This is a genomic window from Rhizobium sp. 768_B6_N1_8 (genome assembly GCF_051811225.1).
Lineage (GTDB): Bacteria > Pseudomonadota > Alphaproteobacteria > Rhizobiales > Rhizobiaceae > Rhizobium.
The window spans coordinates 2,284,074-2,299,285 of the sequence record NZ_JBPWPV010000001.1 but is presented as its reverse complement, the minus strand read 5'-3'; the positions used below and the strand labels follow the sequence as shown (position 1 = coordinate 2,299,285).

16 protein-coding genes are annotated in these 15,212 nt (G+C 60.4%); 10 read left to right on the top strand and 6 right to left on the bottom strand.

Annotation, left to right across the window (positions count from 1 at the left end):
* Position 1 precedes the first annotated feature (1 nt).
* Positions 2–571, bottom strand: a complete 570-nt coding sequence (locus AB8B33_RS11795; protein ID WP_439015502.1) for a terminase small subunit — start codon at positions 569–571, stop codon at positions 2–4.
* Positions 572–885: 314 nt separating this feature from the next.
* On the opposite strand from AB8B33_RS11795, the gene AB8B33_RS11790 reads away from it, so the two are divergent.
* The 3 genes from AB8B33_RS11790 (at position 886) to AB8B33_RS11780 (ending at position 5,757) form a co-directional block, all read left to right on the top strand.
* Positions 886–1,143: a KTSC domain-containing protein gene (locus tag AB8B33_RS11790; RefSeq protein WP_113324987.1), complete on the top strand. Its 258-nt coding sequence runs from the start codon at positions 886–888 to the stop codon at positions 1,141–1,143.
* On the top strand, positions 1,140–1,538 hold the full coding sequence (locus AB8B33_RS11785) for a KTSC domain-containing protein (protein ID WP_439015501.1): 399 nt from the start codon (positions 1,140–1,142) through the stop codon (positions 1,536–1,538). The genes AB8B33_RS11790 and AB8B33_RS11785 overlap by 4 nt, the downstream gene beginning before the upstream one ends.
* Before the next feature lie 742 nt (positions 1,539–2,280).
* Complete coding sequence (locus tag AB8B33_RS11780) at positions 2,281–5,757, top strand: hypothetical protein (RefSeq protein ID WP_439015500.1); 3,477 nt, start codon at positions 2,281–2,283, stop codon at positions 5,755–5,757.
* A 27-nt stretch (positions 5,758–5,784) separates the two neighbouring features.
* Here AB8B33_RS11780 and AB8B33_RS11775 read toward each other — a convergent pair whose 3' ends face one another.
* Both AB8B33_RS11775 and AB8B33_RS11770 read right to left on the bottom strand, forming a co-directional pair.
* A complete protein-coding gene (locus tag AB8B33_RS11775; protein WP_113324990.1) occupies positions 5,785–6,378 on the bottom strand; it encodes a hypothetical protein in 594 nt (197 codons plus the stop codon).
* 125 nt (positions 6,379–6,503) lie between these two features.
* Positions 6,504–7,238, bottom strand: coding sequence for a TetR/AcrR family transcriptional regulator (locus AB8B33_RS11770; protein ID WP_439015499.1), 735 nt, complete (start codon positions 7,236–7,238; stop codon positions 6,504–6,506).
* An 83-nt stretch (positions 7,239–7,321) separates the two neighbouring features.
* On the opposite strand from AB8B33_RS11770, the gene AB8B33_RS11765 reads away from it, so the two are divergent.
* From AB8B33_RS11765 to AB8B33_RS11745, 5 genes are all read left to right on the top strand, one after another.
* Positions 7,322–8,455, top strand: a complete 1,134-nt coding sequence (locus AB8B33_RS11765; protein ID WP_439015498.1) for an FAD-dependent oxidoreductase — start codon at positions 7,322–7,324, stop codon at positions 8,453–8,455.
* Positions 8,456–8,579: 124 nt separating this feature from the next.
* Entirely contained in the window at positions 8,580–9,161 is a 582-nt protein-coding gene (locus AB8B33_RS11760) for a dienelactone hydrolase family protein (RefSeq protein ID WP_439015497.1), read from the top strand.
* A 116-nt stretch (positions 9,162–9,277) separates the two neighbouring features.
* The gene (locus tag AB8B33_RS11755; RefSeq protein ID WP_439017239.1) at positions 9,278–9,802 is read left to right on the top strand and encodes a hypothetical protein; all 525 of its coding nucleotides are present in this window, start codon (positions 9,278–9,280) and stop codon (positions 9,800–9,802) included.
* A 213-nt stretch (positions 9,803–10,015) separates the two neighbouring features.
* A complete protein-coding gene (locus tag AB8B33_RS11750; RefSeq protein ID WP_439015496.1) occupies positions 10,016–11,686 on the top strand; it encodes an ABC transporter ATP-binding protein in 1,671 nt (556 codons plus the stop codon).
* A gap of 152 nt (positions 11,687–11,838) precedes the next feature.
* On the top strand, positions 11,839–12,327 hold the full coding sequence (locus AB8B33_RS11745; RefSeq protein ID WP_310386259.1) for an AAA family ATPase: 489 nt from the start codon (positions 11,839–11,841) through the stop codon (positions 12,325–12,327).
* Positions 12,328–12,439: 112 nt separating this feature from the next.
* Here AB8B33_RS11745 and AB8B33_RS11740 read toward each other — a convergent pair whose 3' ends face one another.
* Entirely contained in the window at positions 12,440–12,973 is a 534-nt protein-coding gene (locus AB8B33_RS11740) for an NUDIX domain-containing protein (RefSeq protein ID WP_439015495.1), read from the bottom strand.
* A gap of 278 nt (positions 12,974–13,251) precedes the next feature.
* On the opposite strand from AB8B33_RS11740, the gene AB8B33_RS11735 reads away from it, so the two are divergent.
* Positions 13,252–13,482 carry a hypothetical protein gene (locus AB8B33_RS11735; RefSeq protein ID WP_113325709.1) on the top strand — a complete coding sequence of 77 codons (231 nt, stop codon included), beginning with the start codon at positions 13,252–13,254 and terminating at the stop codon, positions 13,480–13,482.
* Between the two features lie 35 nt (positions 13,483–13,517).
* On the opposite strand, the gene AB8B33_RS11730 is transcribed toward AB8B33_RS11735, so the two are convergent.
* Positions 13,518–13,988, bottom strand: coding sequence for a MarR family winged helix-turn-helix transcriptional regulator (locus AB8B33_RS11730; protein WP_439015494.1), 471 nt, complete (start codon positions 13,986–13,988; stop codon positions 13,518–13,520).
* Positions 13,985–14,365 (bottom strand): hypothetical protein, encoded by a 381-nt coding sequence (locus AB8B33_RS11725; RefSeq protein WP_439015493.1) that lies wholly within the window; start codon positions 14,363–14,365, stop codon positions 13,985–13,987. The genes AB8B33_RS11730 and AB8B33_RS11725 overlap by 4 nt, the downstream gene beginning before the upstream one ends.
* Before the next feature lie 184 nt (positions 14,366–14,549).
* On the opposite strand from AB8B33_RS11725, the gene AB8B33_RS11720 reads away from it, so the two are divergent.
* The gene (locus AB8B33_RS11720; protein ID WP_439015492.1) at positions 14,550–15,080 is read left to right on the top strand and encodes a dihydrofolate reductase family protein; all 531 of its coding nucleotides are present in this window, start codon (positions 14,550–14,552) and stop codon (positions 15,078–15,080) included.
* Positions 15,081–15,212 lie beyond the last annotated feature (132 nt).

The following is a 15,212-nucleotide window of genomic DNA, read 5'->3' as shown; positions in this document are numbered from 1 at the left end:
CCTATTGCGCCTCGCCATCATTGCCCCCTTCATGTCGCCCTTCGCTGCGCCTTTGCGCCCGCTCCAGCCGCTCGGCAAGCGCGCTCAGGCCCTTATGCTCGACGATCTCCTTGAAGGCATTGATGCGGATATGCTTGCCGATCAGCTCCAGCCGGCGCAGCCGCTCGGCGAATTTCACCTTTTTCACATGGCCGATTTCGCGACGCTCCTTGCCCGTGCCCTCGTAGAGCGCGGAGATTTCGACATCCGTCACCAGCCCCTGCCGCCAGATGGCAGGCCATTCCCGGATCGGCTTGAGATCGCCATTCTCGTCATAGAGATCGCCGAGATCGGCCTCGGCTTCGGCGGCAAGCCGCGTCAAGAGCCAGTCCGCATCGATCCTCGTGCGTTCGGAGCGCTCCGCCTTCGCTCTTGCGATGGCTGCGGCGATATCAGGCTTCTTCAGCAGCTGATAGGCAGTCACCGCCGCTGCGCGCGCCGAATAACCCGCCCTTATCGCCGCCTGCGCGCCGATGGGATCGACGAGATATTCTTCCACAAAGCGCTGCTGCCGCGCCGTCAATTCGCTCATGCCATCACACCTCGGTTTGCCGAGGAGATAACCTGATAATGGTTGGTGCAATGAACGGAAAGGCAACGGAGAATTGTGAACGACGGGCGGGAACCTTTCCGGAGCGTATGCGTTTGGTGCCTCAGCCGCTTTTCGTGCCACGCCATTCCGGAGGAAAATGGATCGATCTGCCTACCTCAAAGCAAGAAATTCCCCGTGGAATACGCTCGTCACACATATCCAAATCTTAACGACCTGATCTTTTGAACGAAAAGCTATTCGTTACGTGAAGCATTGAATTGATTAGGGATTTATTAGAATAGAGGAGCTCGCTGATGCTTGAAAAACTTAAGAATGCTATCGGTGCATCTGAAAAGGCGCGCCGAGACAGGGAAATCAGCAGAATTGGCTATAGCGAAGAGCCTTCGAGGCTCGTCGTCGAATTTTCCGACGGCAGCTTGCACACCCATGTCGATGTCATCGAAGGGCACATTGTCGGCCTGCGCATTGCCGAGGACAAGCTGGATTTCTACGAATCCCAGATCGAGCCGTCGAACCGCCCGCTGGAAGCCGAAGGTGCGGGGCGGAGATGAGCCGAACCCATCACGGGCAAGGGGGCGAGCACGGGGGGCGGCATGACTACGCGGCAGGTGCTGCTGCCGCGCCCGGCCAGCGCGGGGCGCAGTCTCAAGACATCTGCGGAGATGCCGGCACCCGCCCGAGGGTGGCGACGCTGGAACTCGCATCGCGACTGATCAAGGAGATCACCTATGATCCCGCGACGCAGATCCTAGAGGTTGAGCACCGCCTGAAACGGCGCCGCCGCTATTTCAACGTGCCTCCCGCCGTTGTCCTGAACCTGATCACCGCGCCATCGCCCGGCTGGTATTACACGCAGCACATCCGCGATGCCTTCCCCCGCGACGACGACGGAGCCCATCGCCACTTTTCCTTCCCCCGGCTTTTTTCCCGCAGCCATCATCACTGAGACAGGCAGACCGTCGAAGCCGCGGCCCGATGAGGGTCCGATGCTGTCGGCATGGCTGCAAAGCGGGCTAAGTCATTGATCCTGAATAAGTGATCCAGGAAAGCGAAAAAACTTTTGTATTTTTTTCCGTCGTCAGGTGCTCTCTCTTAATTTGAATCTCTTTACGCGTATTTTTGGAGGAAAGTGGATCACTTATTCAGGATCAGTGACTTAGCGGCATTTTTGGCCGTTTTTGCCGCATTTTTCAAAATTCTTTTTCAGGATCAATGGGTTAGTGGTGGGAGGAAGAAGAATGCGAGCTGGTCGCGGCGCTTTCTGGGGTTCTGCGTGACGCCGAACCCGCCCTCCAGTCATGTCCGAAATGCGTGATATCTATAGTTACGAATGTGCTAATTCAATGCTAGATAGCATTCTGCCAAAGTGAGAAGACAGGCTAACAAGGTCGTAAATCTTTATTTCACAGCGTCTTTCTTTGCGCTCGACTGTCGCTTACAGCAGGCGCTCTTTCCCCGTTATTTCAAATATGCTACTATAAAGTGAGTTAGGGAGGGTAACATGCGTATCTTCGTTCTGCTCATCGCCATAGGCCTCTGCGTATCGACCGTGGCAGTCGTTCCGCCTGCTGCGGTGGCGGGCCCGTGCGACCCCGACGTGAGCCGCTGCTAACAAGGAAATCCGGATCCACCGGCACTGACTGGTTCCGCTTGAGAACCTGCGAACGCCACGATTTCTGGAGGGGCGGATGGATAATCCTTGGCCGGCGGATATCCCGTGGTCGCTGTGGAAGTACCAAGGGCTGAGCCTCAGCGACATGCCGCAGCTTCCCATGATGGGCGTCAGGTTCGATCCGTCTTTCCTGTATGCCTTCGCCTTCGGCTGCCTGTTCGTTGTCTTCTTCTCCTGGCCGCGGTTCAAGGCCAAGGGGAGGAACATCAACGCCACATCGGAAGCGCTGCGCGATTTCGATCCCACTGATCTCGGCGGCCAGAATTCGCTGCACAGGGCCTATTTCATCTATGCCGGCGCGATGCTCATCCTCTATGTGTCGCTCACCTTTTTCGGCAAGCTGATCTTCCAGGCAACGCAGATGATCCCCGTTGCCGGCATCTCCGTCGATATTGCCGAACTGAAATTCGACAGCCCGCAATGGCCGCTGACCCTTGCCTTCGCCTTCGCGGGGCTGGCGGATCTGCTGCCGCCGGTACGCATTGCCGAGGAGTGGCTGCGCAACCGCGCCTACCGGGCGGCCGGCATCCCGGTGCGGATCGAGCAGACCACGCGCAGCCTCATCACCACGCTGGAGGAACCGCCGGCCCACCCCGTCGGCGAGGTCGAGGAACATGGGCGCAACAAGTGCAAGGGCGCGCTTGCCGAGATGCTGCAGCGCCACCGCAGGAACTGGAAGGCCCAGATTGAAGCAAATCCGCGCGTCAAGCGGCTCCTGGAAAACCGGACCTCCCGAAAGAGGGAGCTGTTTGGCCTCCTGTCAGAACTGGAACTGTTGATCGCCTGGGCGAAGACTACCCGCGGCAGTTGGCCGGGCGCGGAAGTTTCAGCCCGCGTGCGGGAGGCGGAAAACAAGTTCGTTGATCGGGCGGATACGTTGCTGAACGGCTTTCAGAGCAGGTTGCAGGAAGTCGCGGATCCCACGGCCGCCGATCCCGCCAATCCTGATCGTCATGCCATTGAAACCCGGTTTGACGATTACCTGTCGCAGACCATGAAGCAGGCGACCGACGTTCGTTTCGAACTGGTGACGCTGCTTGCGATCTTCCTCGAGCGCGATCCGGATTTTCGCGGGCCTGACAAGGCGCCCGAGCCCGGCCAGGCTCACGCGATCGATGCGCTTGCCGATCTACTGCTGGAAACGGACCGGCCGGATGCCGTTGGCAGCGGTCCGGAGGCGGGGCTTCTGCTCTCGCTCATTCCGGTCTTCATCCTGTTTGCCGCCAGCGCCTGGCAGGGCGTGCAGGAGCTTGTCGGCCAATATGTCGAAACGACGAATCTGACCGGCGTGCTGCTGACCGCGCTTCTTGAAACACTGAAGATCGCGTCGCTCACCTGGCTACCGCTTCTGGCGGCATTTTCGCTGCGTCAATACCGGTGGGATACGAAGGATTGGGTGGGCGCCCAGCAGGATCGGGAATATAGAAGCTCCTCGCGCCTGTCGCAGATAATGGGCTGTCTTGCGCTTGCGCTCGCCGCATCGGCAATCGGATTGACCGGCGTTGCGATGCTGCGCGCCTTCGCGGTCGCCCAGAATGCGAATTATTTCAATGCCCTGCTGGTCGGCGGATCGAGCCCCTTCATTCTCTATTATCCCACACTTGCCGTCACCGTTCTTCCCATGGTGCCGATATGCCTGGCGGCAGCCGATGCGCGGGCTCATGACAGGCCTGTGCTTGGCCTTGCCTTGCTCTGCGCTGCCTCGGTGCTGGTGCTGTCCATCGCCCACAGCTGGTTCTGGGATCCGCGCTGGCCGGACGCGTGTTTCAAGATGACGACGATTGCGACCGCCGAATGCAGCCGGCGGTCGGACACACTCAGCCGTGTGATCCTGACGGTTCTGGCCTTCCTGGCGAGCTGGAATCTGGGACAGCCCGGCTTCAGCCGGACGCGCCGGCAGATCTACCGGAGGAGGGTGGAACTCGCCTGCGCCGTTCTTATGGCGGCCAGTTTTGCGCTCAGCACGCCTGTCTTCGCCAGGGAGGTCCGTGTCGGCTTCCGCGATGATGTCGAGCCGTTTTCCTATCTCGTCGACGACGGGCACGGAAAGCCCCATCATATCGGCTACCTGGCCGACCTGTGCCACGAGATATTTTCGGGCGGAGAATATACGATCGAGGAAGTGTCGGTCACGGCCGCCGAGCGCTTCAAGCTGGTGAACGGGGAGACGGTCGGGGACAAGAAACCCGTCGAGGTTCTCTGCGATACGGTGACCATGCGCTTTGCGGGATCATCGCTCAGCGCCAATGGCGATGCAGGCGGCGTGGAGGGTCGGTCCGAGCGCAATTGGAACAGCATCTACTCGCCCATCGTCTTTGCGTCCGGCGTCTCCTATCTCGACCGTTCCTCGCGGGATGCGACGACGCGCGGCGGCGATGTCGCGATCGGTTATGTCTCGGCGACGACCGCCGCCGATGTCGCCTTGAAGAGCTGCCAGGTCGACCTTTTCAAGGCGCTTGCGCCGACCCAGCGAAAGGCGATCTATGAGCGATGCCGTTTTCTCGACGCGGCGGCTGCGGTGAAGCGCAAGATCGAGATGCTTCCGGATAATCCTGGGCTGCGTGCTTCCGCCGAGGCGTCGCTCGACAAAGCGCTGGAGAGCGCCCGGATCCTCGCGGGCCTTGAGATTCAGCCGAAGGCAATCGCCTCATCCTTTCTCCCCCTGCCATCCCAGCAAATGGCGCGCGAGCTGCTGGACACCCTGAAGGAGATCTGCCCGCCCGGCCCGAAGAAGGAGGGCGAGCAGGCCGATCCGCCAGTCACTCTGTGTGACGCGGCGCTGACGGCGAATCTGGACAAGCTGGTATCAGCCGTGACCGATCCCCTATGCCCGTCATCCAAACCTCCCGGCAAGAAGCAGGAGGTCAGCGAAGAGGACAAGGGCAAGAGGTCCTGGCGTGAATATCATTTCTGCCCCATGGAGGATTACGGGCAGCTCATCCAGTGGTTCTGCACTCCGAATGCCGGAGTGCGGCCGATCTTCATGGGCGACCGGGAGCTTATCCTCGGCAAGCTCGACAGCTGGAACGCCCGCAATGCGCCCTGCGTGGTGGAGCAGCCGACCGGCGCCGAATATCTGACCTATGAACCCTATGCCCTGCTCGTCGATAGAAGCGATCCGGCGTTGGTGCAATTCGTGCAGACGCGCGTCTACCAGATCTTTTCCCACCGCTCGACGGCAACGGCGCTCTTCGCCTCCTATTTCCCCAAGCGCAGCATGTCTCCTGCGCTCGCCTACCTTTTCCTTCTGAACGCCGTCGATCCGGAGCAGGGCTATCTCGTTCCCTGCGGCATGCATAATGGGGCGCAGAGCCACGAAACAGGCCCGCCCTCAGGGGCGCCCGGCCTGGCTGGCGATATCAGGTCCTGCGCAGATGAGGCGACCGAACAGAAGCCCGGTCCTGCCGCGGCGGGAGCCTGGCTGGCGGCTGCGGGCGACCGGGCACGGTCGATGCTGTCTTCGGTGCTGCGCGCCTCGGGGATCGTGGAGTGAATGAGCATCGCTGTAGCGTGATGCGGTTCATGGCTGCGGAGTTTTTGATCGCGAATAGGCCTGTTCCAGGCTTTGCTGCAGGACATAGGGGAACTCTACCCTGCTGACCTTATAATCACCGAGATCGGCAACGTAGGATAAGAGCAACAGAACTTTGGCATAGGCATAATTGCAGCTGAGACTGTCTTCGACACCTTGGTATTCCAGTGCTGACAGGCAATTGATCATATAGAAGTCGGGATGGCCGTTGTCGAGAATGCTTGCGACCGCGGATGATATGTCCCTCAAGCTCTTCTCGCGCCCGAGCGGTATAAAGCGGGTCGGCTTTTTTCCCCTTAGCACGTCTTCGATGATCGCCCATGCGGCGGCATCATCGATCTTGCCCAAGGGCGGAGTTGAGTACCCGGCAGCAGTGCGGATCCAGAAGAAGACCATCCGGCATTCGTCGGTATTCGTTCCGACGATCCTGGCGGTTGTGGCGCATCTGTAGAGCCCTTTGCCGTCGCTCCCCGTATATTTATCCAGTGCCTGCTTGAAGGTCAGCGCTTCCTTGCTGAAGCCGGAACCCGGAAGCAGGATGATGATCGCAAGAAGGAACAGACGCCACCGGCTGTTATGCATGAAAGCTCCCCAATGCTGGCATTCAGCTATTCGTGACCGCTTGTATATCCGAACTTGCCGCCCGCAATCCATTCATAGGCCTTGGTTGAGATCTCGATAGGGCGAGAGCCGCCCGTTCCGCGGTCTCAGCTCTCTCCATCTGTCCGGCCGATCGTGCCGATGCCGGCGAGGATCAGGTCGATGCCGGCGAGGAATTGCTCGCGGTCGTCATGGTCGCTGAGCTTCGTCGCCAGATGATGCACGAAGGGATATCGCGCCGGGTCTAGCTCGGTCCAGCTTGCGGCGATTGCGCCGAGGGCGGCCGTCCTGTCCGTGCCCTGCGGCAGCAGGCGGGCATTGGCGGCATTCTGTCCGGCAACGCCGAGGATGTAATTGACGAGCGCCGATCCGGCATTGAACAGCGCCTCTTCGGGAACGCCGAGCGCCTGCAGCCTTCCGCCGATGGCTTCGAAGATCTCCAGCATCGCCGCCTGCCACGGCTCGCGAAAAAGATGGGTGCCGACCCAGGGGTGGGCGTCGATCGCGTCAAACAGGCCGAGGGCAAAGATGCGGATCGCCTGGCCCGGCTCGGCATCTGCCGCGACATCGGTCAGCACGCGGCCGATGATGGCGTCGGTGGCGGCGGTCAGCAATTCGTTCTTGTCGGCGACATGCCAGTAGATCGCCCCGCTGCCTGTCGAGAGACGCGCCGCAAGCGCGCGGAAGGTGAGGGCATTTTCGCCCTCGGCATCGAGGATATCGATCGCCGCTTCGACGATCCTTTCCTTCGAGAGGGCGTCGGTGCGCCGCTCGCTGCGTTGGGTCCTGTTTGGGCGGGTTCTGGTCCGCTGAGTCTTGATTTGCTGATTCCTGATTTTCATGGGCCGCATCTTGACATGAATGGAACGACGTTCCAATTACTATCTATGGAACGCCGTTCCAATCATCTTCGGGAAGGAACATAATGACTGTAACAGTCGCGATCGTCGGGGCAGGCCTCGGCGGCCTCACGCTTGCCCGCGTCCTCGCCGTTAACGGCATAGGGGCCACGATCTACGAGGCGGAGCCTTCGGCCGAGGCCCGCACACAGGGCGGCCAGCTCGATATTCACCCGCATAACGGCCAGCGGGCGCTGGAGGACGCCGGTCTCACCGAGGCGTTCCGCGCCATCATCCATCACGGCGCCCAGGCCGCACGCGCGCTTGACCGGCATGGCGCGGTGCTGCTGGAGAAGGCCGATGACGGCGCGCTGTCGCGTCCGGAAGTGCTGCGCGGCGATCTGCGCCGCATCCTCGTCAGCTCCCTGCCTGCGGGCACGATCCAGTGGGGCAAGAAACTCACCGGCGTTGCGGCACTCGGCGCCGGCCGGCACGCGCTGAGCTTTGCCGACGGGACCAGCGTCGTCAGCGATCTGCTTGTCGGGGCAGATGGTGCGTGGTCGAAGGTGCGGCCGCTGCTTTCGGATGCCAAACCCGCCTATGTCGGCACGGCCTTCATCGAAACCTATCTCCATGATGCCGATATCCGCCACACGGCTGCGGCAGAAGTGGTCGGCAGCGGCGCGATGTTTGCGCTTTCGCCGGGCAAGGGCATCGTCGCCCATCGCGAGGCGGGCGGCGTGCTGCACGCCTATATCCAGATGAACCGCTCGCCCGAGTGGATCGCCGGCATCGACTTTTCCAACACCGCCGCGGCAAAGGCCAGGATCGCCGCGGAGTTCGAAGGCTGGGCGCCGGCGCTCACCGCACTGATCACCGAAAGCGATACGGCGCTCGCCCCGCGCCTGATCCATGCGCTGCCGGATGCGCACCGGTGGCCGCGTCTACCCGGCGTGACGCTTATCGGCGACGCCGCCCATCTGATGGCGCCATCGGGCGAGGGGGCAAACCTGGCTATGTTCGACGGCGCTGAGCTCGCAAAGGCAATCGCCGCGCAGCCCGACAATATCGAAGCAGCGCTCGCCGCCTATGAAGAGCCGATGTTTACCCGCAGTGCAACGGAGGCGGAAGGCGCCCGCTTTATCCTGGATCTCTGCGTCGGCGACCGGGCGCCCTATGGGCTGTTGGATTTCTTCACCGGCAAGCTCGGGCAGGGATGAGGCGCCAAGCCTCGATCTTGCCGGCCGACGTTCCTTCCGTAACGCGTCCGCACTCTTCCCGGCGAAGCGATGACTCTGTAAAGTGGCCGGACGTGTGTCAGACCATCTCACCCGGAGGCTCCCTATGGCCGAGGTCTTGTTGTTCCACCACGCACAGGGGTTGACCCCGGGCGTGCGCGCCTTCGCCGACGACATCAGGGCCGCCGGTCACATCGTGCACACGCCTGACCTCTTCGACGGACGCACGTTCCAGAGCATCGAACAGGGTCTCGCCTATATTGGTGAGACCGGATTCGACGACATGCGGGAGCGCGGCGTCCGCTTTGCCGACAAACTGCCTGCCGGGATCGTCTATGCCGGGTTCTCGTTCGGCGTGCTGCCGGCGCAGAAGCTCGCGCAGACACGGCCAGGAGCCCGCGGAGCCCTGCTTTTCTATTCCTGCCTGCCAATCAGTGGCACATGGGCCTTCGGGCCCTGGCCGGACGGCGTCCCGGTGCAGATTCACGGTATGGACAAGGACCCGGTCTTCGTCGGCGAGGGCGATATCGATGCCGCCCGCGAGATCGTGGCGAAGGTCGAGGACGCGGAGCTTTTCCTGTATCCCGGCGACCAGCACTATTTCGCCGACAGTTCGCTCCCATCCTATGACGCGGATGCAACCGCGTTGCTCACCAAGCGAGTGCTCGCGTTTCTGGATCGCGTTTGATCCATTCCTGCGCCCCCGCAAGCGGAACGACCGGCGGGCATGGGCAGGGAGAGTGTGTGTCAGTCCGGGTAACAGGCAGCGATTGACCTGCCAGGGCGAAGATGTAGCCTGTGCCCATGCACAATGCGCTGCTCGACTATGCCGATCTCATTTCGCTGCTGACGGCCGTTGGCACCTTCGTCGCGATCGTCGCCGGCGTCGTCGAGCTTATCAAGGCGCGCCGTGCCCATGTGAAGGAGAAGGAGCAGGAGTTCAACAGCTCCTATCTGACGATCAGCGACGCCTATCACCGGCTGCTCGAACTCTCCGTCGAACATCCCCACCTCGGCATCTTCCCCTGGCAGGAGGAACCCGCCGACCTCTCACCCGACGACCTCGTCAGGCGCGACATTTTCTACGAGATGATGATCTCGATCTTCGAGCGCGCCTTTCTGGAACGGCACAAGACGCCTGAAATAACAGAGCATTTCTGGCCGGGGTGGGAGACGTTTCTCAAGCGGCAGATCGAGAAGCCGTCGTTCCGGAAATATTGGGGGATATTCGATGGGGAAGGGGCGTTCGGGGCTTATGATGCGCGGTTTGAGGCGTTTGCGCGGGGGCTGGATGGCGGGCAGGGCGCGGGTGGTCAGGATGGAGCGTGACGGCGGGGTGAGCTCGGCCTCTCGATGAGGAGGGCAAGTCGTGTGCCGCTCACCGCTGGGTAAAAGTCTCAGATTAGATGACAAAGACCAGCGGTCTAGGCAGCTATCTCAACCGTGCACCAAGAGCAGCTATTGAAGCTGCCCGCCTTTAAAGTTGACTGTAAAAATCAACTAGCATAGCGAAGACGTCATCTTCCCAGGCTGGAGTCGATCATGACAGTCGCAAACTCTGCGATCGTGCCGATCTTGCGTTCGCTCATTGCTCAGTATTTCCGGCAGGCTCACACCACCACGGCGCTTGTCGTTCTCGCTACCATGATAGGGGCGGTCGCTTCTATCGCCTCTCCCTATCTCTTTTCCCGCGCCGTCGATGACCTGTTGAAAGTCGGGGATCATGGCGGTGCGCTTGGAACGTTGCTTCTGTACGCGCTCCTTTTCGCCATCGCGACCGGGTTTGGCCAGGCGTCCCGTTTCCTGATTTTTCTTTGCGCCGAGCGGCTTTGCTTTATCGCGAATTCTACATTTTTTGCCCGCATCCTTCGGAAGAAACCTGCATTCTTCCTCGACCACAATGCAGCCGAGATCGGAAGGGCGCAGCAGCAAGGGGCCGAGACCCTTAACATCATCACGCAGTTGAGCATTGGCGGTTTGCTGCCCGGTTTCGTCCAGATTATTTTCAGTGCAGGCCTTCTCGGCCATTTCATAGGCTGGGAAATCGCTCTGATCGTCGTGATCTATGGAGCGGTGGTGATTGGCCTTGATTATGTCAGGGTCGGGCGGGTGACGCCGTTCCTCGACAAGGCAATGGAACGGAGCCAGCAGAACGCGCAGCTTATCGGCAATGCCGTTGCCATCGTCGACACGTTGCGTCAGACACGCGGCGAAAGGTGGATGGCGGAGCGGTTTGCCGCAAGCGCAAGCGATGCCTTCGCGAACTGGCGGCACTATGCGCTCGCAAGCAGCAGCTTCTCCGTCGTGCTTGGCATTGCGGCCGGGTTCCAGCTTGCAATCACGTTTCTGATCCTCGTTCCCCGCGTCGATGCCGGGCTGCTGTCTGTCGGCGCAGTCGTGCTTTTCAACACGCTGCTCATCCAGCTCAATGAACCCTTCCATCTCGTCGGAATGGCGATCAAGGAAACGGTGGAGGCTGCGGCCCGATTTCGTCCACTTGCCGCCATGTGGCATGCGCCGGAAGAGGAAGACCCTGCAGATCCAATCTCCTATCGCCCATCGCAGGGGGTGGTCGCGTTCGACGATGTGACGTTCAGCTATGAGAATGGGCGTGGCGTTACGAAAACATCATTCGGCATACAAAGGGGAACACCAACTTTCATCGTAGGCGAGACGGGCTCGGGCAAGTCCACCATCCTTCGCCTGCTTCTCAAGGCGCTGCAACCTTCCGAGGGGCGCATTCTGGCTGACGGGATCGATCTGGCCCGGATTGCCAGCGAAGATTGGTTCGCGCATGTCGGCGTGGTGCCGCAGGACGTGGCGCTTCTCAACGATACGCTTCTGTCGAACATCGTTCTCGGTCGCCCCTTTGATGCCGAACGCCTGCGCGAGGCGGCGCGGCAAGCCTCTATCCTTGAACGGATCGAAGGCATGCCTGATGGTTTCGAAACGGTGGTTGGCGAGCGAGGGCTGAAATTATCGGGCGGCGAACGCCAGCGCATAGCAATCGCAAGGGCACTCTACGGCAAGCCGGCGATCCTCGTCCTCGACGAAGCAAGTTCTGCGCTCGACGAGGAGACTGAACGGCAAATCATGGATGGCCTGCGTGATCTTGCCGACGATCTTACCATCGTGGCCGTCACACATCGGATGTCATCCATTCGCCCAGGCGATCAGATCGTGCGTCTGCCTGTCGTGACGTCAGCGAAATAAAGTGCGCGTTGGGCCGCTTTCGGACCGGCGCGCTCAAACGCCGGCCACGCACTTGGCTCATTGTAGACTTTGCCGGATAGCCATCCTGCAGGGATTTGACAGACACGGCAGTACGGCCCATACCCGAACCACCCTTCTGCGGAGCAGAATGCATGATGGACAGGATTTTCATTGTCGGGAATGGCGGAAGCGGCAAAACTTGGCTGTCCAAACAGTTAGCCGAAAGACTTCATGCCCCGCTTATTCATCTCGACGATCTCCACTGGTTGCCGAATTTTGCGGGAGAACGTCCGCGCCAGGAGCGTGATCGGCTGGTGACTGAGGCCGCGGACGGTAGCAATTGGATCATTGAAGGCCTCTACGGGTCGATCCTCAGGCAAGTCTTCTCGCGTGTAACCACGCTTATCTGGCTCGACGTCTCCGACGACGAGTGCATTTCAAACCTCGTGCAGCGAGGCCAAACCGAGGGTGGAACACAGGAACAGTTCGAGGAACTGTTGGAATATACCCGTGGTTACCGCCTCAGAAAGAACCACCTAAATTCCTTCGAAGGCCATCAATGGTTCTTCGAGCAGCATCCGTTTCAAAAGTTTAGGCTGTCGAGCAGGCCAGATATCGCTGCCTTCTTGGCCGAGGTCTGAAGTCGTCGAAATTCAGGATTTTTGTAAATGTGCAAGCGGCGCACCGCTCTTACGATAGCAGCGAGCGTCCGCCGATCCAGAAGCAAACGCGGGCGGGAGGGTGACAGCAAGCTCAGTCCGCCATCTGCACAAAATGCCTCTCGGTCAAATAGCGCCCATCCGCCACCGCATCCCTCACCACTGACGGCCGCAGGTCTGCGCCTGCGAGCGTCGCAAGCGGCAGCCAAGACTGTTTCAGATGCGTCTCGCGGCTCACGACATCATGCCGGTCCAGCGACACGAGGAAATAATGTTCGGCCTGCTGGATGAGCTGGCCGCGATAGCGAAAATGGTTTTCGACGCAGAAGAGATACCGGGCCTCTCTCACCCTGGCGTTCGTCTCTTCCTCGAATTCCTTGCGCAGCCGCGTCTCGAACGTATCGCCGGTCTCATATTCGCCGCCGATGAAGGCGTAGCAGGAGGATGGGTCGTCGGCGGGCTGCTGGACTAGCACCTTTCCATCCTCCACCACGATGCCCGCAACCCTGATCCTCGGTATCTGCCTCATCGCTACGGCCTGAAAGAACCGGTCCTGACTGGTTTCCACGATTTCCCCTCCAAGTCGGTCGAGCCCATCTCGGCAGGCATCGCGCACCATCAGATTCATGACATAAATCCACTATCAGCTACTGTGCCATTCCCGCGCAGGTCAAGTTGCATACCAGTGAAACTCCCCGGCAGGATAGCCCGAATGATGGCATCCTCAAGATAAAATCTACCAAAACGGCTTAGCCCAATTCTTGCAATCATCAGGGGTGGTGCAGGCATTATTGTCGCGATAATATCAACCGGATCTGCGGGTGGGCCGGATCTGTAACCTCGACTTGGAACTTGTTGAAGGCCCAACGTATTGTTTAGCGTTGTTCTATCGATCGAGGAATAAAAATGTCTTCAGAGTCCACGCGTCTCACATCCGAAGCGATGACACTATCGGCCGCTGCCGTTCTGAACTCGCTCATCTCCGTGCTTGGCAATAAGGGCCTGCTTTCTCCCGAAGAAGAGCGGGAAGTCTATCGCACCGCCGCCGAGATGATCGACGAAGCCTCCGGCGACGACGAGGATGGAACCTACGAACTGGCGCGTGAGCTGATCGAACTCAGGCTTGCCGATACCTAGGGCAAGTCCGTTTTTCTGCGGGCCGTGGAAATGCTCTACTCCTCCTGATCATGCGAGCGCTTGAGCAGTCGAAGCATTGCATGGTGAAAGACGGCGCGCTCCTCGGCCTTCCAGTCATCAGTCAGTCGCTCGAACACCTCTTCCTGCCAATGGTGGGCGTCGACAAGCAGTCGCTGGCCCGTCCTGGTGACAGCGACCACGCGTTCGCGGGCATCGCGAGGAGAGGGGTTCATTTCCAGATATCCGGCTTCCACGGCATCCCTGACGAGACGGGAAGCGCCGCTTTGATCGATGCCGATTTCACGGGCCACGGAATTGATCGTCGCAGGCGCCCGCTTCGAAAGGGAGTCGACCGCCTCGGTGACGAGGACATATCTGCCGTTCTGCTCCGTCGAGCGGCTCGCAGGAGTGCTCGAGCGGCGGGACCAGTGCCGGATGAACTCGAACAGGGTCTGTCCGGGACCGCCGGTCTCTTGCTGCGAAGAGTCTTCGTCCGGGTCTCTCATTCGCTGGCGGCCATTTCGCGGCAGATGAATGCGAGTTCCAGCGCCGAGCTCAGATCGGGCAATCTCAGCGCTGCCGATATTTTGGCGCCGGTGACGCGAAAGACCGTCGCCACGCGCGTCGGCCCCGGGCTTTCCGGCCATGACGCATCCTGTTCGACCACCATCAGGCGATCGCTGACCGGATGCCAGGATCGCGCCACGAGCTTGATCCCCGACCTTTCCACCCAGCCGGCGAAGTCGGCGGGCGAGATGGGGTCGGCACCCTTCGGGCCTAGCACCACGACCAGGTCGCTCACTGCCGCTGCAGCCTGCGTCGGATCGCCGGCGTTCACTGCTTCGTGCCACCGGTTGATTGCGGATTCGAGTTTTGTTTCCATCCGGTAAATATATGCGATTCGCATACATATTGCAAGATGCCGTTTGATCGCGCCGCCCGCACGACGGGTTTCATTCGCATTCCCGAAACCGATTGCGATTTAAAACCGGTCGAGTTATCCTGCAGCTGATTGCATGACGCAACCAGAATGGCGCCGGCGCGGCGCCCGTGAGGAGGAAGAGGACATGGCCAAGCTTGTTTACGGAAAGAACGTGTCACTGGACGGCTACATCGACCATCAGGCGTTTGCGCCCGGTCCCGTGCTCTTCCGTCACTTCGTCGAGAGCGTGCGGGGCGCGGCAGCCATCGTTTACGGTCGCCGCATGTACGAGATCATGCGTTATTGGGATGACGACCACGCTGAGTGGGACGAGGCGGCACGCGATTTCGCGGCGGCGTGGCGGGGCCAGCAGAAGTGGGTCGTGTCGCGCTCGCTGAGCTCGGTCGGCCCCAATGCCACGCTTGTCGGGGAGGGGCTCGAAACGGTCCTACGCGGGTTGAAGGACCGGCTTGCCGGGGTGGTCGGCATTGGTGGATCGGTCCTGGCGCGAAGCCTGACCGAGCTGGGTCTTATCGATGAATATCAGCTCTACTTCCATCCCGTCGTGCTCGGCCACGGCACGCCATTCTTCGCCGCCCCCCGGCCGCGGCTGCGCCTTGTGGCCAGCGATCGCATCGACGAGGACGTGATCAGGCTGACCTACGTTCCGGCCTGAGGGCAGGGCGCGAGCCGGACGAAAAAAGCGAAGATTGCTCGCCTCGATACGCCCGAAGCGCGGCAGACTGTCTGAAAATATACCGCACAAGGTGTGTTTTTAGGCGGGTCTTGCTAACTTTTCGTTGAAAAA

Coding starts and splice junctions, on each gene's coding strand:
- AB8B33_RS11720 (WP_439015492.1), top strand. CDS start 14,550: ATGGCCAAGCTTGTTTACGGAAAGAACGTGTCACTGGACGGCTACATC.
- AB8B33_RS11770 (WP_439015499.1), bottom strand. CDS start 7,238: ATGAAAATCAGGAATCAGCAAATCAAGACTCAGCGGACCAGAACCCGC.
- AB8B33_RS11760 (WP_439015497.1), top strand. CDS start 8,580: ATGGCCGAGGTCTTGTTGTTCCACCACGCACAGGGGTTGACCCCGGGC.
- AB8B33_RS11735 (WP_113325709.1), top strand. CDS start 13,252: ATGTCTTCAGAGTCCACGCGTCTCACATCCGAAGCGATGACACTATCG.
- AB8B33_RS11740 (WP_439015495.1), bottom strand. CDS start 12,973: ATGAATCTGATGGTGCGCGATGCCTGCCGAGATGGGCTCGACCGACTT.
- AB8B33_RS11750 (WP_439015496.1), top strand. CDS start 10,016: ATGACAGTCGCAAACTCTGCGATCGTGCCGATCTTGCGTTCGCTCATT.
- AB8B33_RS11785 (WP_439015501.1), top strand. CDS start 1,140: ATGAGCCGAACCCATCACGGGCAAGGGGGCGAGCACGGGGGGCGGCAT.
- AB8B33_RS11780 (WP_439015500.1), top strand. CDS start 2,281: ATGGATAATCCTTGGCCGGCGGATATCCCGTGGTCGCTGTGGAAGTAC.
- AB8B33_RS11775 (WP_113324990.1), bottom strand. CDS start 6,378: ATGCATAACAGCCGGTGGCGTCTGTTCCTTCTTGCGATCATCATCCTG.
- AB8B33_RS11795 (WP_439015502.1), bottom strand. CDS start 571: ATGAGCGAATTGACGGCGCGGCAGCAGCGCTTTGTGGAAGAATATCTC.
- AB8B33_RS11790 (WP_113324987.1), top strand. CDS start 886: ATGCTTGAAAAACTTAAGAATGCTATCGGTGCATCTGAAAAGGCGCGC.
- AB8B33_RS11725 (WP_439015493.1), bottom strand. CDS start 14,365: ATGGAAACAAAACTCGAATCCGCAATCAACCGGTGGCACGAAGCAGTG.
- AB8B33_RS11745 (WP_310386259.1), top strand. CDS start 11,839: ATGATGGACAGGATTTTCATTGTCGGGAATGGCGGAAGCGGCAAAACT.
- AB8B33_RS11730 (WP_439015494.1), bottom strand. CDS start 13,988: ATGAGAGACCCGGACGAAGACTCTTCGCAGCAAGAGACCGGCGGTCCC.
- AB8B33_RS11765 (WP_439015498.1), top strand. CDS start 7,322: ATGACTGTAACAGTCGCGATCGTCGGGGCAGGCCTCGGCGGCCTCACG.
- AB8B33_RS11755 (WP_439017239.1), top strand. CDS start 9,278: ATGCACAATGCGCTGCTCGACTATGCCGATCTCATTTCGCTGCTGACG.